Source organism: Acinetobacter sp. Li1LvA2, from assembly GCF_056156705.1.
The window spans coordinates 170358-185534 of the sequence record NZ_JBSICF010000003.1 but is presented as its reverse complement, the minus strand read 5'-3'; the positions used below and the strand labels follow the sequence as shown (position 1 = coordinate 185534).

Genomic DNA, 15177 nt, shown 5'->3' with positions numbered 1-15177 from the left:
GCCTTGCTGTATGGTAGATAAGCGAACAAAACAAACACGGAAAAAACAGCAGTCTATTTCGGAAAAACCAAGTCTTGCCTTTGATATGTGGCGGTTTTATCTGCTCTGGGCAGTAGTGTTACTCTGTTTTGTTGTTTTAATTGCACGTGCATTTTATGTACAGGTAATTAATAAGGATTTTTTACAAAACAAGGCCAATGCCAATATTTTGCGTACTGAGCGTGTGGAAGCTATGCGTGGCGTGATTAGTGACCGCCATGGTGTGCCTTTGGCAATTAGTACACCGATCATGAAAATCGTAATGGATCCGCGTGATTATTTCGATACAAAGCATTTATATGACCAAATTACAGCGGAATTAAAGAAAGATCCGAACAATCGTAAATTAAAACGACAATTACCCGATAAAAACTTAAATCTTGATGAGTTGGCGGATGTCGTTGGTTTAGACCGTGCCGATCTTAAAAAGCAGATGAATGCACGGCCACGTTCTCGTTATCTGGTTCTGAAAAAAGAAATACCACCGCAACAGGCAGACCTTATTACGAAGGGTAACTTTCAAGGCGTCTATGCCGAGAAAACGTATAAGCGTTATTATCCTCAACCGCAGCCAAATGCCCAGATTATTGGTTTAACCAACAGTGAAGGCCAAGGGATTGAAGGCTTAGAAATGCAGCTCAATAAACAGCTGTCGGGTGTGGATGGCGAGCAAAAAATTATTCGTGATAAGCGCGGAAATCGCTTAAAAGTTTCAGAGGTTATCCGTGAGGGTGAACCGGGCGAAAACATTACTTTAAGTATCGACTCTCGTTTGCAATACATTATGTATAGAGAGTTGACTGCAGCTGGTGTTGCAAATAATGCCCGTTCGGCAACGGCAATTGCTGTAGATGTTAAGACTGGTGAAATTCTGGCAATGACCAGTTGGCCGTCATATAACCCGAATGATAAAAACGGTTTGTCTAATAAAGATGCCATGCGTAACCGCGGTGCGATTGATATGTTCGAACCAGGTTCAACCATGAAGCCATTTACAATTTCTTCTGCATTAGAAACTGGGCAATATACGCCTAACACGATTGTAAATACTTCTCCAGGTTCAATGCGTTTAGGTTGGCATACGATTCGTGATACCCACAACTATGGTGCTTTAACTGTTAGTGGCGTCATTATCAAATCTTCAAACGTGGGTTCTGCAAAAATTGCATTGTCACTTCCAAAAGAAACACTACCAAGCTTCTTTAATCGTGCCGGTTTTGGTAAACGCTCGGCTGTGAAGTTTCCGGGGGAAAGTTCAGGTTTAGTGCTTCCAGTAAGTAAATTGAACTCTTCTCAAATTGGTACCATGGCTTATGGTTATGGCCTAAACGCAACTATTCTTCAGTTGGCACAAGGCTATGCAATGCTTGCAAATCATGGTGTAAAAATGCCTCTAAGCTTGCATAAGCTCGATCAAGCACCTAAAGGGGAGCAAATTCTTGCTCCAAAAATTGCTGATCAGGTTTTGCTTATGCTAGAGCAAGTTACGATGCCTGGTGGTACTGCAAAGCAAGCTAATATTCCTGGTTATCGCGTTGGTGGTAAAACAGGTACAGCTCACAAACTTCGTGCAGACGGTAAAGGTTATTCAAATAATGAATACCGTGCTTTATTTGCTGGTGTTGCGCCAATTAGTGACCCACGTTTAGCTGTTATTGTCGTTGTTGAAAACCCACAAGGCCGTTATTACGGTGGTTTAGTTGCGGCCCCTGTTTTTGCACGCATTATGCAAGAATCATTACGTTTAATGAATGTGCCGCTTGATAAGCCCCTTGATACTTCAGTAAATCCTATTCGCAGGTAAGCTATGTCTGTTTCTTTTCAAGAAATTAATCCAGTCGAGATTAATGCACAGTGGTCTCAGCAGCCTTTTCATGGCTTTAGTCTAGACAGCCGTAAGGTTGAGTCAGGCCAAATTTTTATTGCTTTGACTAGTTATAGCCAACCTGAAAAAACGCGTGCTTTTGCTGAGTCCGCTTTAACTAATGGAGCACTGGCGATCATTAGCGAGACTGAGCTGGGTGTGGCAAATGAATGGGTATGTCCTGATGTACGTCAGCGCATGGGTGAGTGGCAAGAGCGTTATTTGCAATATATTGATCCTGTTAAACCAGCACGTATTGTTGCAGTAACAGGCACTAATGGTAAAACCACAATATCGCGTCTAGTAGCTGAATTAATTAGTTCACAACAACAGCGCTGTGCGGTGATGGGCACAACTGGTAATGGTATTTTGCCTGATCTGACACCATCAACTCATACTACGCTCGATGCTTTACAACTACAAAATGCATTACATGCTTATGCTAAGCAAGGTGCGACTTTCGCTTCTTTGGAAGCAAGCTCACATGGTTTAGAGCAAGGTCGTTTAAATGGTTGTGCGATTGAAATTGCTGTTTATAGTAATTTGAGTCGTGATCATCTGGATTATCATGGCACTTTAGAAGCCTATGCAGAAGCAAAGGCTCTCTTATTCCGTTTTAATTCTTTAAAAGTAGCTGTTATTAATCTTGATGATGAACATGCTGCTCTTATGATAAATGCGGCAAAACAAAATCCTGCACAGCCAAAGATTCTGACGTATTCACTTACCCAAAATACGGCTGATTATTATATTAGTGACTTAAGTTACTCTTTAGCTGGGGCGACTTTTAATTTAGTTAGCTCGCAAGGTTCTTTTGCTGTTCAAAGTCCATTATTGGGGCATTTCAATGTCGAAAACCTGATAGCAGCACTTATTGCTGCTGAACAAGCAGGTTTTGATTTAGACGCTTTAGTCGCTTTTGTTCCCAAACTCATTGGTGCGCCGGGACGAATGCAGGTCATTCGTGATGGCGAACGTTTATTTGTTGTGGATTATGCGCACACACCTGATGCTTTAATTCAGGTGCTTAAAACCTTAAAACGTCATGTATCTAATCAGCTTTGGGCAGTATTCGGATGTGGTGGGGATCGTGACCGTGGTAAACGTCCACTCATGACTCAAGCCGCTTTGGATGGGGCGAATCCGATTATTCTGACTTCGGATAATCCAAGAACTGAAGACCCTGAACAAATTTTTGCTGATATGAAGCAAGGAATTGATTTCTCTGGGCATCGCATGCAGGAAATTCATGATCGCCGTGAAGCAATTAAATTTGTTGCACAGCAAGCTCAAGCTGGTGATATTGTGGTTATTGCTGGTAAAGGTCATGAAAATTATCAAGAAATTAATGGTGTGCGCCACTGGTTTGATGATGTTGTCGAAGTACAATCAGCAATTGCTGCGCAACACCATACTGTAGACGCTGCTTACCCTGCACAATAGGATTATTTATGCATACTTCAACCACCAGTACCGTGCCTTTGGAACCGTGGACAGCTCAACAATTACAACAGGCAACGCAGGGTTATTGGCATAAAGACCAGATCCCTCAAACTGAAATTAAACGTATTTTGACTGACTCTCGTCATGCGGAAACTGGGGATGCCTTTTTAGCACTAAAAGGTGAGCGTTTTGATGCACACGACTTTGTAACTCAGGTTGCCGCGAATGGTTGTCAAATCGCCATTGTTGACCGCCCTTTAGATGTAGATATTGCACAGTTAGTTGTTGCCGATACTCGCTTGGCTTTGGGGCGACTCGGCGCTTATCGTCGTGAGCAAAATACCCAATTAAAAGTGATTGCTTTAACAGGCAGTAGCGGTAAAACCACCACTAAAGAAATGTTGGGAAGTATATTATCGCGCTTAGCTCCGACATTAATCACCCGTGGTAATTTAAATAATGACCTTGGTGTACCCATGATGCTGCTAGAGCTTCGTAAGGAACATCAATATGCGGTGATGGAGTTGGGTGCAAGCCATCAAGGTGAAATTGACTATACTTCTAAATTAGTTCAGCCCCATGTTGCAGGCATTTTAAATATTGGTACAGCTCATCTGGGCGAATTTGGTGGGCGTGAAGGTATTTGCCGAGCTAAATCGGAAATTTATCGTCATATTTTGCCAAATGGCGTTGCAATCGTGCCGCAACAAGATGATTTCACTGCTGAGATTCTTGACGCCGCAAAAGCACATCGTATTTCCACATTTGGTGTAGGTGGAGATGTGTATGCAACAGATATTGAATTATTGCCTCAATCAACAAATTTTACGTTACACACACCGCAAGGCGTCAGTGCCGTTAAACTCCCTTTTGCAGGTGAGCATAATGTTCAAAATGCGACTGCGGCTGTAGCTTTTGCTTTAGCAATTGGTATTGGACTAGAAGATATTGTCCAAGGCCTAGAGCAAGCTCAGGGGGCCAAAGGCCGTCTTAACTTTATTCAAAAGTCACCTTACTTATTTATTGATGATACTTACAATGCCAATCCGACTTCAATGCGCGCTGCTGCACAAGTGTTGTTGCAACAACAAGGCGTAAAAGTGATGGTCATGGGGGATATTGGTGAGTTAGGTGATAGCAGTTGGCAAGAACACCACGATTTAGGCCGTGATCTTGCTGAGCTTCATTTAGATCATATTATTGCAGTTGGGCAGTTTGCTCCAGCCGCTCTCGAGGGTGCAGACTCTCATTCCAATAAAGTGAAAGCATTTCAGACACAAGCTGAGGCGCTTCCATTTCTAATCAATCTAATCCAAACACATCAACCACAGTCCATGAGTTTCCTGTTTAAAGGTTCTCGCTTTACTCATATGGAAACGTTGATGGCTGATTTGATGGAGAAACTTTAAATGCTGTTATGGTTGTTTGAACAACTTGCGGGCTATCACAGTTCGTTTCAGGTCGTTCGTTATTTAACATTACGTTCTTTACTCAGTGTATTAACTTCACTGACCATTGGTTTGGTCCTCGGACCGATCATGATTCGTAAATTACAAGCGTTAAAATACGGTCAGGCAGTAAGTTCATTTGCTCCTGAAAATCATGCTAAAAAGATGGGTACACCAACCATGGGTGGGATTTTAATTCTGCTTTCAATTGGTATTAGTACTTTACTCTGGGCTGATTTATCTAACCCGTATGTCTGGATTGTGCTTGGTGTAATGGTTGTATTCGGTGCTGTGGGCTGGGCAGATGACTGGATTAAAATCCGCTATAAAGATAATGCAGGTTTACCTGCTCGTAAGAAGTTTTTCTGGACTTCTGTTGCATCGCTTGGGGCGGGTATTGCTTTATATTTAATTGCAACCCAACAGTCGAATGCTGAACATACTGCAAACATGCTGGATTTATTGATTCCATTCTTTAAGAATCTTTCAATTCCACTCTCTATGGTTCCTTTAGGCTTGGCATTTATTGTATTTACCTATCTAGTTATTAATGGTGCCTCTAACGCCGTTAACTTAACTGATGGTTTAGATGGTTTGGCAATCATGCCTGTTGTCATGGTAGCTACGGGCTTAGGTGTATTTGCTTACTTGTCAGGTGACATTCGTTTTGCTAACTATTTGCATATTCCATATGTGAAATATACCTCTGAGCTTGTTGTAATCTGCTCTGCCATGATTGGTGCAGGTTTGGCATTTCTTTGGTATAACGCACACCCAGCTCAAATCTTTATGGGTGATGTTGGCGCATTAGCTTTAGGCGCGATGCTTGGAACAATTGCTGTTATGGTACGCCAAGAAATCGTATTTGCGATTATGGGTGGTGTGTTTGTAATGGAGGCTGTATCTGTATTCTTGCAAATTGGGTCGCTGCGGATGCGTAATAAACGCGTGTTCTTAATGGCGCCGCTACATCATCATTATGAAAAGCAGGGCTGGAAAGAAACCCAAGTTGTGATTCGTTTTTGGATTATTACAATTATATTAGTAGTTTTAGGTCTAATGACTTTAAAATTGCGATAGATCTTATTTTAGTGTCAATATAAAGCCAGTTCTACTGGCTTTTTTTATTGGAGAGATGAATGACAAAAGTTGCTGGTCTAGACCAATTATCTGTAATTAATCAGAAAGTAGTTGGAGAGGGCGAAGTATTACCTCAAGTTGTGCTTAAAGATGGAAGTCAGGTGCAAACAGGAACTGTCGCTACAATGCTGCATAATATTGAATTATATAATGCAGGCCAAAGAGGCCAGATTGAGGAAGAATTAAAGATTGCTATTCCAACTTTAGTCAAAGTGGGGCTATTTGATTTATTTCATGTAGATGAATGGATTAAGGGAACAAATGCAGGGCGTACATTTGTGGGAATGCATGCAAAATCTTATTTACAACATAAAGAACAAGAGAATAGTTAAAAGTGACTAAGCAAATTTTAATGTGTCCTGTGTGTCGTCAGTCTCTCGATTTAAATGAAAAAACTTGGCGATGTGGACAAGGGCATAGTTATGATGTCGCTAAACAAGGTTATGTGAACTTACATGTTGTGCAACATAAACATAGTAAAAACCCTGGAGATACCCCAGAGTCGGTTGATGCACGAAGAGCTTTTTTACAAGGTGGTTATTATCAGCCTTTACAACATGCTGTAGTCGCTTTATTAAAACAATTAGATGTAAAAACCGTACTTGATATTGGGTGTGGTGAAGGCTATTACACCAGTGCTATGCAGCAAGTCGTTGAGCAATGTGTTGGTGTTGATATTGCAAAAAATGCGGTACAGCGCGCAGCAAAGCTTAATGCTGAGGTGACTTGGGTTGTGGGAACTGGTGCGACTTTGCCTGTGCTTGATCACAGCATGGATGCATGTACCAGTTTGTTTAGCCCAATTCCACAAGCAGAAATTGCTCGAGTTTTAAAAGATGATGGATATTTAATTGTTGTCACTCCTGCATCTGAGCATCTGTATGCAATGCGTGAGGCTCTATTTGAGCAGGTTAACCCTCATACACCAGAAAAGTTTGTAGAGCAGTTGCAAGATTTGTTTGAGCTCAAACAAGAGCAAATTATAGATACCCCTTTTGTGCTTGGCCAACAGGCTTTAAAAAATCTGATTGCTATGACGCCGTATGCTTATAAAGCATCTCCTGAGCGTCGTTTGCAGTTAGAGCAGCAATCGCAATTAGAGGTAACGGCATCTTTTCAAATCTATGTTTTTCAGAAACGTAATAAAACAGCTAGCTAACCGTACATTTTTAAAAGCGTAAAAAAAGTCATCATACGATCTATTTTTAAGAGCGCAAAAAAAGAAGCCATCTGATGATTTATTTTTAAGAGCGCAAAAAAAGAAGCCATCTGATGATGGCTTCTTTTTTTGCTATTCAATCTGATTAATCAGATTTTCTAGTTCATCTTTCTCACGCTTCGGCGCTGCTCCCTGTGAAGGTTTCATGGCAGGAGGTGCAGCTTTTGATGGAATAACAATTTCCTCACCTGGTAAATCTGAAAAGTCATTGTCATTGCTTAATTTTGGTTGGGGTGGTGCTGGGCGATATAGCGGGCGTGCTAATGGTGGAGCTGCACGATAAGTTTTCTTATCGCCTACCTCAGTCTCAGTAGTAATTTGTTGTTTGTCACGTGAAATAGGACCTTGAGCATCTTTATCTAAACGAACCCAAGATGCTGGCGTACCTTGCAATGCTTGACCCATAAAGTTAATCCAGATTGGTAATGCAGCAATACCACCATACTCACGTCGACCTAATGTTGTCGGTTGGTCGAATCCAACCCATGTTACAGTCACTAATTTGCCGTTAAAGCCTGCAAACCATGCATCTTTTGCATCGTTGGTTGTACCTGTTTTACCGCCTAAATCACTACGGCCAATTTTAAGTGCGGCACGGCCTGTACCATGCTCAATTACATCACGTAAAATGTTCGCCATATCGTAAGCAGAGCTTGATTTTAAAATACGTTGAGCTTGGCGATATTCGCTATTCGCTTTATCAGTTTGTTTAAGATTAAGTTGCTTAGCTGCCTTTTCTTTCTGCTCTACGTCTTTGTTAGTAACCTCAATCACTTCATCATCTGTTGTCGTAGCCTTCTGCTCGTCATCAGTTGTGTCTGGCGCATTAATACATGGAATACATGCATATTCTGGCTTAGCTTGATAAATCACTTTACCGTATGCATCTTCAATACGCTGAATAAAGTGTGGTTGAACGCGATAACCACCATTTGCAAAAGTTGCGTATCCAGTTGCCATTTGAATTGGTAAAACTTGAGGTGTACCTAGAGCAATGGTGTAGTTACGTGGAATTTGATCTTCTTGTAAACCAAAATCCATGAATAATTGGCGAGTACGTTCAATTCCCACAGTTTGTAAAAGGCGTACCGACACGGTATTACGAGACAAATACAAAGCACGGCGTAGAGGGATCATCCCTAAGTAACGACCGTCTGAGTTTCTCGGTGTCCACTTACCAATTGTGATAGGACTATCATTCACCATGCTGTACGGTGTCATACCGCGTTCAAGTGCCAATGCATAGACAAATGGTTTGATCGTTGAACCAGGTTGGCGCCAGCCTTGCAAGGCACGGTTAAATTTCGATTGATAGAAGTTATAACCACCTACAATTGCTTCAATTGAACCATCATTCGGGTTAATCGCAATAAGTTGACCTTGAACTTTTGGAACCTGAACTAAAGACCATGCTGTTTTTGCATCATTTGGACGTAAGCGAACAATATCTTTAACTTGAACAATTTGAGATGCACGTGAAGGAGCACCACCTACACTATTCGCATTGCGATAGGGACGAGCCCATGACATGCCTGACCACTGTACAGTTACGGTGGTACCATCTTGCATTAATGCATCAAAAGAGCTGCTATTTACCTTGGTAACTTGTGCCGGGTAGGTATTGGCATATACTCTAAATTCATTTAATGGTTTATCGTGTGCTTCCGCACCGCGCCAGCCATGACGACGATCGTAAGCTTCAAGACCATCTTGTACAGATTTCTCTGCAATCGCTTGGCGTTTAGCGTTGATGGTTGTATAGACTTTATAGCCAGAATCAATAGCTTGCTCACCAAAATGCTTTACAAGCTCTGAACGAACCATTTCGCCCGCATACGGGTGAATATTGTTTAAATCCCGATTGGGCATGTTTAGATTAATCGGTTCAGCTACAGCTTTTTGATATTCTCCTTGAGAGATATAACCCAGCTGTAACATACGGCCTAAAATCCAGTTGCGACGTTCAAGTGCGCGTTCAGGATTAACCACAGGATTGTATTTAGAAGGTGCTTTTGGCAAACCTGCAATCATTGCCATTTGAGCAATGCTGAGCTCATTAATACTTTTGTTGTAATAAATTTTGGCTGCTGCCGCGATACCGTAGGCATTTTTTCCTAGGAAGATTTTATTCACATAAAGACTGAGAATTTCTTCTTTAGATAAATTTTGCTCAATCTTTCGAGCTAAAAAGATCTCGGTTATTTTGCGTTTTAAGGTTCTTTCTGGACTTAAATAATAGTTCTTTGCAACCTGCATGGTAATGGTTGAACCACCAGTTTGCACATCAGAACCAGTCACACTTTCACTTAAAGCACGCCCTAAACCTTTAAAACTGATCCCGCTATGTTCAAAGAAAGAAGAATCTTCTGCTGCTAAAAATGCATGAATAAAAGCAGGAGGAATTTGTTTGTATTCAACTGGAATAGAAAGCTTACCACCATACTCAGCAATCAGTTGATTATCCGAGGTATAGACCTGTAGAGGTTTTAAAAGCGGAGCTTTTTTTAGTGAACTCATTTCAGGGAGTGATGGGGCGATATAGAGATACATGCCATAAAAGCCCATCGGAAGTGAGACTAAGATAATAATAATGATCAAAAAAATTGGACGCACGAAGCCCAAACTGGATAGCTTTTTCATGATAAGTAAGCTTTAATAAGATCGAATACAAACTAATTGTGGTCAGTATAGCCTTTAGACATGCGGATTGTTAGATGAGATATTGTATCCGTGTAAAAATAAAGACCTAGATTATTGGTTTGTAATTTTTTTTGGGGATAAAAAAATAATAGGACAATAGTGTGCTCAGGTTATATCGTAAACCGAATAAGGGGTTAATGGGTGTCGATATTAGTTCGACTTCTGTTAAGTTGTTAGAGCTCTCTGTTAAGAACGGTAAATATTGGGTGGAAAGCTATGCTTTGATGCCTTTACCCGAGAGCAGTGTAGTTGAAAAAAATATCTTGAATCCAGAGGCAGTAGCAGAAGCTTTGGAACGGGCGATGAATTTAGCAAATCCCCAAACCAGTAACGCTGCAATTGCTGTTCCAACATCGACGGTTATTCATAAAACCATCGAAATGGATGCAGATATGAATGATGATGAACGAGAAGTTCAGATTCGTTTAGATGCGGAGCAGTATATACCGTTCCCTTTGGATGAAGTGAGTCTTGATTTTGAGGTTTTACCAGATCGACTGCCTAATCCAAACCGTGTAAATGTACTTCTAGTTGCAACAAGAACAGAAAATGTTGAAACACGAGTAGAAGTGCTGGAACTGGTTGATCTAACGCCTAAGCTTGCTGATGTCGAAAGTTATGCTGTCGAACGTGCTTTTAGTGTATTTGCTGATAGTTTACCCATGGGTGCAAATACCATTGGTATTTTAGATATCGGCCATACCATGACTACATTATCGGTTATGCAAAGTGGCAAAATCATTTATACCCGTGAACAAGTCTTCGGCGGCAAGCAGCTTACTCTGGAAATTCAAAGCCGTTATGGTTTGTCATTGGAAGAAGCGGGACGAGCTAAAAAAGAACGCTCTTTACCCGATGACTATGACATCGAAGTCTTAGAGCCATTTTTAGATGCCGTTGTGCAGCAAGCTGCCAGATCTCTACAATTTTTCTTTTCTTCATCACAGTTCAATGAAATAGACCATATTTTACTAGCAGGTGGGAACGCCAATATTCCTGGGCTTGCCAAATTGTTGCAGCAAAAACTTGGTTACCGTGTGACCATTGCTAATCCGTTTTTACAAATGGGTTTTTCTCCTCAAGTCAACGTTCAAAAACTTGAAAATGATGCCTCATCGTTAATGGTGGCATGTGGTTTGGCTTTAAGGAGTTTTGATTAATGGCAACAATTAATTTACTCCCTTGGCGTGATGGGCTTAGGGAACAGCGCAAAAAACAATTTATTATTTTCTGTTTTGGGGTCGTTGTGCTGGGGATTACCACTGTATCTTCTGGGTGGTTTTATTTAAATCAAAAATTAGATGATCAAGAACAAGCTAATCAACTCATCACCAGTACAAACCAGAGTCTAGATCAACAGCTTAAAACCTTAAATGGCTTACAAGAACAGCGCGATGCCATTATCGAACGTATGAAACTTATTCAGGGGCTACAAAGTCAACGTCCTGTTGTTGTGCGTTTGGTAGATGAATTGGTGCGGGTGACTCCGGCAGCGATGTATTTGACTAAATTTAGCAGAACTGGAGATAAATTTACCATTGAAGGTAAAGCAGAAAGTCCAAATACGGTCGCGGAGTTATTACGTAATCTCGAAGCATCACCATGGTATCGCAATGCTTTTATGAACTCTTTCTTGGCGACCGAAGAGAAAAAAGATAAGACGGCGAGTTCACTGCTTCCTAGAGTAGAAGATAGTTATGGCAGTTTTGTTGTGACTGTTGATTTAGGAGAAATGGGGGTGACTACAACAGATGATACCGCCAATACGTCTGTAAGTGCGGATAAGGGGGCGGTTAAATGAGTCCAGATGAACTTCATGAGTTGTCGTTAGAACAAGCTCCATCTAAGAAAAAACAGATTACTTTAGAAAAATTTCTTCAGCAATTTAACACACTAGATATGAACAGTTATGGTAGCTGGCCATTATCTGTGAAAATTACGTGCTGGGTTTTTATTTTCTTTGCTGTATTGGCTTTAGGATACTTTGTTGTTATTCAGCCAAAGTTACAAGCAATTGATAATGCACAGGCGCAAGAAAGTAATTTGTTGAATGAGTTTCGCGAAAAGGATTCAAAATTACGTAACTTGCAGCAATATCAACTTCAACTTCAAGAGATGCAAGCAAACTTTAATCAGCAGTTAGAGCAACTCCCAAAAGAAACCGAGATTCCAAGCTTGGTTGAGGATATTAACTTAACTGGTGTGAGCTCTGGTCTGAAGTTTAAAAATATCCGTTTAGAAGATGAAGTGAAGCAGGAAATCTTTATTGAGCAGCCTATTACGATGGAAGCAACGGGGGATTATCACGCTTTTGGTGCTTTTGTGAGTAGTATTGCGGCATTACCACGTATTGTAACGATGCATGACTTTGTTGTAGAAGCTGCACCTGTTAAAGATAGTAAGTCAGATATTCCTGTACTTAATTATTCTATTAAAGCAAAAACTTATCGCTATATGGGCGCCGTAGAAAATGCTGAACATCCGGAAAACAACGCTTCGGCTTCTGTAGCACCTGTTTCCTCTACTGCTAATAAACAGTCGAAATAGGAGCATTACAATGAAACTTAAGCAAATTTCTTTTTCTATTTTGGCATGTTTAGTTTTAGTTGGATGTGACTCGAGAATTGATGCTGTAAATCAGCAAATGGCAAATATACGTAATCAGCCACCACAGCCGATAGATCCAGCACCTGTTTTCACGCCTGTGCCACAATTTAACTATGCGGCTCATCAGCTAAAGAGTCCATTTTTACCAAGCTCACTTGCTGCTGAGCTCAAAATTATGGCAGGAAAACGGGTATATCCAAATTTCTCACGTGCACCTCAACCTCTAGAAAGTTATGCATTAGAATCCTTAAACATGAAAGGAAGCATGCGTAATAACCGTGGGCAAGTATTGGCTCTTATCCAATCACCCGATCAGCAAATTGAACGGGTACAGGTGGGGAACTATATCGGGATGAACCAAGGGCGTATTACCCATATTGGTCCAACCCAGATTGATCTGGTGGAGATTGTCCCTGATGGGCGCGAAGGCTATGTGGAGAGACCAAGAACCTTAGTGTTAATTGGACCCGCACCCTAAAATTTAGGGAATAACAAAGAAAAAGTATTTTTAAAGATTATTTAATTGGGGATGGTTAGACAATGAATCACGTATTCAGTCAGTTTTCTATGGGGGCTGTAGCGGTTGCAATTATGCAGGTTGCATCTGCACAGGTCAGCATGACCAATATTGTACCGACGCAAATAGCGGGTCAGGGTACGGAAATTCGAGTGATGTTTAATGGTTTGCCGCCGCAACCACAGGCATATCAACTTGAAAATCCTTCACGCTTAATTTTAGATTTTAATAAAGCGCAGCAGAATCTCACACAGACAAAAGTAGCGATTGGAACTAATGAGGCGAGCTCGGTCGATGTAAGCTCTGATGATCAGCGTTCACGTTTAACAGTAAATTTAAATGAGGCAGGTGCTTTTACTACTCGTATTGAAGGCAATACTTTTATTTTAAAAATTAATTCAGCTCAAGCTGTAGCGAAACCCGTACCAACAAGTGTCGTGCAACCCCAAGGTGTTTCAAATATTGGTTTCCAGCGCGGTAGTCAAGGTGAAGGTCTTATTGTTATTGACTTGCTGGGAAGTAATACCCCTGTTGATGTTCAACAGCAAGGCAGCAAGGTCGTGGTGAGAACGTTAGGCTCTAAAATTCCTACACACTTAGCTAAACGCTTAAATGTAAATGATTTTGCTACGCCTGTTTCGACAATTGAATCTTATAATGAAAAAGGCAATGGCGTTATTACGATTCAATCTACTGGCAGCTATGAATATATGGCTTATCAGGCCGAAAATAAACTCACTATTAGCTTAAAGCGTCCGCAGGATAAAAACGTAACTTCTTTATATAAGACACCTAATTACTCTGGTAATAAGCTTTCTCTTGATTTCCAAGATATTGAAGTCCGTCGCGTTTTACAGTTACTTGCCGATTTTACTGGCCTTAATATGGTAGCTGCCGATAGTGTTCAGGGTAATATCACTTTGCGCTTAAAAGATGTTCCGTGGGATCAGGCCCTTGATATTATTTTAAAGACTAAAAATCTGGATAAACGCAGAAATGGTAACGTTATTTGGATTGCGCCTGTTTCAGAGCTGATTAAGGCTGAAGAGGAAGAAGCAAAAGCTGTCGCACAAAGTGTCAAACTTGCTCCATTACAAACCGAATATATTCAACTTAAATACGCTAAAGCTGGCGATATTATGGGTTTAATTACTCAAGGTTCAAATAATAGCAATGGTTTGCAGCATACTTCAGGTGGAGGTACTTCAACCTCTACTAACTTAAATACGGGTGTCGATAGTTTAGGAAATAACGTAGGAAGTTTATTGAGTCCACGTGGAACAATTACTCAAGATGATCGTACCAATACTTTAATTGTTAATGATACGGCTCAGTCGATTGATCAAATTCGTAAAATGATTGATTTACTGGATGTGCAAGTTAAGCAAGTGATGGTTGAGGCACGTATTGTTAGAGCATCTACTTCTTTTACCAAAGAGCTTGGCGTTAAGTGGGGAATACTATCTCAAGGAATTACCAATAATAATAACTTGCTGGTTGGTGGTAGTGAAACAACTTTATGGAATTTACGAGAACCCAAAAAAGATGAGACTACGGGAGGATATAAATACACGATTGAACGTCCAGATAACTTAAACGTCGATTTAGGGGTAACCAACCCAGCTGGAAGTATTGCTTTTGGTTTGATTAGCATGTCTGATTTTATGCTTGATCTTGAACTTTCAGCGTTACAAGCCGATGGTTACGGTGAGGTTATTTCTACACCTAAAGTGATGACAGCAGATAAACAACCAGCGAAAGTTGCAACAGGTCAGCAGGTCCCTTATCAGACCACGACTAATTCCGCTGCGGGTGCTACAGCAAGTACATCATTTAAAGATGCGCTGCTAAGCCTAAACGTAACACCAAGTATTACGCCTGACGGTAAGATCCAAATGAAATTAGATATTTCGAAAGATTCCGTTGCTGGTGCTGCTCCTAATGGAGAGTTAATTTTAAATAAAAATCAGATTAACACCAATGTATTGGTTAATAACGGTGAAACAGTCATTTTAGGAGGGGTATTTGAGCAGACGACAATTAACTCACAAACCAAGGTTCCTTTCTTTGGTGATATTCCCGTACTTGGACATTTATTTAGAAAAGATGTGAAATCTGATGATAAACAAGAATTACTGATTTTCGTTACGCCACGAATTGTTAATGACACTTTGGTGAGAAATCATTAATATATTTTTTA

At 40.7% G+C, this 15177-nt stretch carries 12 protein-coding genes; 11 read left to right on the top strand and 1 reads right to left on the bottom strand.

Annotated elements, in window-relative coordinates:
* The first annotated feature begins 10 nt into the window (after positions 1 to 10).
* From ftsI to ACS604_RS08135, 6 genes are read left to right on the top strand one after another with little or no spacing between them, the layout of a single operon-like run.
* Positions 11 to 1843 (top strand): penicillin-binding protein PBP3, encoded by a 1833-nt coding sequence (gene ftsI / locus ACS604_RS08160; protein WP_474771207.1) that lies wholly within the window; start codon positions 11 to 13, stop codon positions 1841 to 1843.
* Between the two features lie 3 nt (positions 1844 to 1846).
* Positions 1847 to 3346 carry a UDP-N-acetylmuramoyl-L-alanyl-D-glutamate--2,6-diaminopimelate ligase gene (locus tag ACS604_RS08155; protein ID WP_474771205.1) on the top strand — a complete coding sequence of 500 codons (1500 nt, stop codon included), beginning with the start codon at positions 1847 to 1849 and terminating at the stop codon, positions 3344 to 3346.
* An 8-nt stretch (positions 3347 to 3354) separates the two neighbouring features.
* Complete coding sequence (locus ACS604_RS08150; protein WP_474771203.1) at positions 3355 to 4755, top strand: UDP-N-acetylmuramoyl-tripeptide--D-alanyl-D-alanine ligase; 1401 nt, start codon at positions 3355 to 3357, stop codon at positions 4753 to 4755.
* Entirely contained in the window at positions 4756 to 5874 is a 1119-nt protein-coding gene (gene mraY, locus ACS604_RS08145) for a phospho-N-acetylmuramoyl-pentapeptide-transferase (protein WP_004789827.1), read from the top strand.
* 59 nt (positions 5875 to 5933) lie between these two features.
* On the top strand, positions 5934 to 6266 hold the full coding sequence (locus ACS604_RS08140) for a DUF7709 family protein (protein ID WP_474771201.1): 333 nt from the start codon (positions 5934 to 5936) through the stop codon (positions 6264 to 6266).
* 2 nt (positions 6267 to 6268) lie between these two features.
* A complete protein-coding gene (locus ACS604_RS08135) occupies positions 6269 to 7093 on the top strand; it encodes a putative RNA methyltransferase (protein WP_474771199.1) in 825 nt (274 codons plus the stop codon).
* A 132-nt stretch (positions 7094 to 7225) separates the two neighbouring features.
* Here ACS604_RS08135 and ponA read toward each other — a convergent pair whose 3' ends face one another.
* Positions 7226 to 9793: a penicillin-binding protein PBP1a gene (ponA, locus tag ACS604_RS08130; RefSeq protein ID WP_474771198.1), complete on the bottom strand. Its 2568-nt coding sequence runs from the start codon at positions 9791 to 9793 to the stop codon at positions 7226 to 7228.
* 161 nt (positions 9794 to 9954) lie between these two features.
* Between ponA and ACS604_RS08125 the strand changes: the two genes are divergently transcribed.
* From ACS604_RS08125 to ACS604_RS08105, 5 genes are all read left to right on the top strand, one after another.
* Positions 9955 to 11013: a pilus assembly protein PilM gene (locus tag ACS604_RS08125; protein WP_174727834.1), complete on the top strand. Its 1059-nt coding sequence runs from the start codon at positions 9955 to 9957 to the stop codon at positions 11011 to 11013.
* The gene (locus ACS604_RS08120; protein ID WP_013196695.1) at positions 11013 to 11654 is read left to right on the top strand and encodes a PilN domain-containing protein; all 642 of its coding nucleotides are present in this window, start codon (positions 11013 to 11015) and stop codon (positions 11652 to 11654) included. The genes ACS604_RS08125 and ACS604_RS08120 overlap by 1 nt, the downstream gene beginning before the upstream one ends.
* The gene (locus ACS604_RS08115; RefSeq protein ID WP_353155715.1) at positions 11651 to 12400 is read left to right on the top strand and encodes a type IV pilus inner membrane component PilO; all 750 of its coding nucleotides are present in this window, start codon (positions 11651 to 11653) and stop codon (positions 12398 to 12400) included. The genes ACS604_RS08120 and ACS604_RS08115 overlap by 4 nt, the downstream gene beginning before the upstream one ends.
* Positions 12401 to 12410: 10 nt before the next feature.
* Positions 12411 to 12938: a pilus assembly protein PilP gene (locus ACS604_RS08110; RefSeq protein ID WP_004789813.1), complete on the top strand. Its 528-nt coding sequence runs from the start codon at positions 12411 to 12413 to the stop codon at positions 12936 to 12938.
* Positions 12939 to 13000: 62 nt separating this feature from the next.
* Positions 13001 to 15166, top strand: a complete 2166-nt coding sequence (locus tag ACS604_RS08105; RefSeq protein ID WP_474771196.1) for a type IV pilus secretin PilQ — start codon at positions 13001 to 13003, stop codon at positions 15164 to 15166.
* Positions 15167 to 15177: the final 11 nt, after the last annotated feature.

Bases quoted from the DNA above. Each gene is read 5' to 3' on its own strand.
- ftsI (WP_474771207.1), top strand. From the start codon at position 11: ATGGTAGATAAGCGAACAAAACAAACACGGAAAAAACAGCAGTCTATT.
- ACS604_RS08155 (WP_474771205.1), top strand. From the start codon at position 1,847: ATGTCTGTTTCTTTTCAAGAAATTAATCCAGTCGAGATTAATGCACAG.
- ACS604_RS08150 (WP_474771203.1), top strand. From the start codon at position 3,355: ATGCATACTTCAACCACCAGTACCGTGCCTTTGGAACCGTGGACAGCT.
- mraY (WP_004789827.1), top strand. From the start codon at position 4,756: ATGCTGTTATGGTTGTTTGAACAACTTGCGGGCTATCACAGTTCGTTT.
- ACS604_RS08140 (WP_474771201.1), top strand. From the start codon at position 5,934: ATGACAAAAGTTGCTGGTCTAGACCAATTATCTGTAATTAATCAGAAA.
- ponA (WP_474771198.1), bottom strand. From the start codon at position 9,793: ATGAAAAAGCTATCCAGTTTGGGCTTCGTGCGTCCAATTTTTTTGATC.
- ACS604_RS08120 (WP_013196695.1), top strand. From the start codon at position 11,013: ATGGCAACAATTAATTTACTCCCTTGGCGTGATGGGCTTAGGGAACAG.
- ACS604_RS08115 (WP_353155715.1), top strand. From the start codon at position 11,651: ATGAGTCCAGATGAACTTCATGAGTTGTCGTTAGAACAAGCTCCATCT.
- ACS604_RS08110 (WP_004789813.1), top strand. From the start codon at position 12,411: ATGAAACTTAAGCAAATTTCTTTTTCTATTTTGGCATGTTTAGTTTTA.
- ACS604_RS08105 (WP_474771196.1), top strand. From the start codon at position 13,001: ATGAATCACGTATTCAGTCAGTTTTCTATGGGGGCTGTAGCGGTTGCA.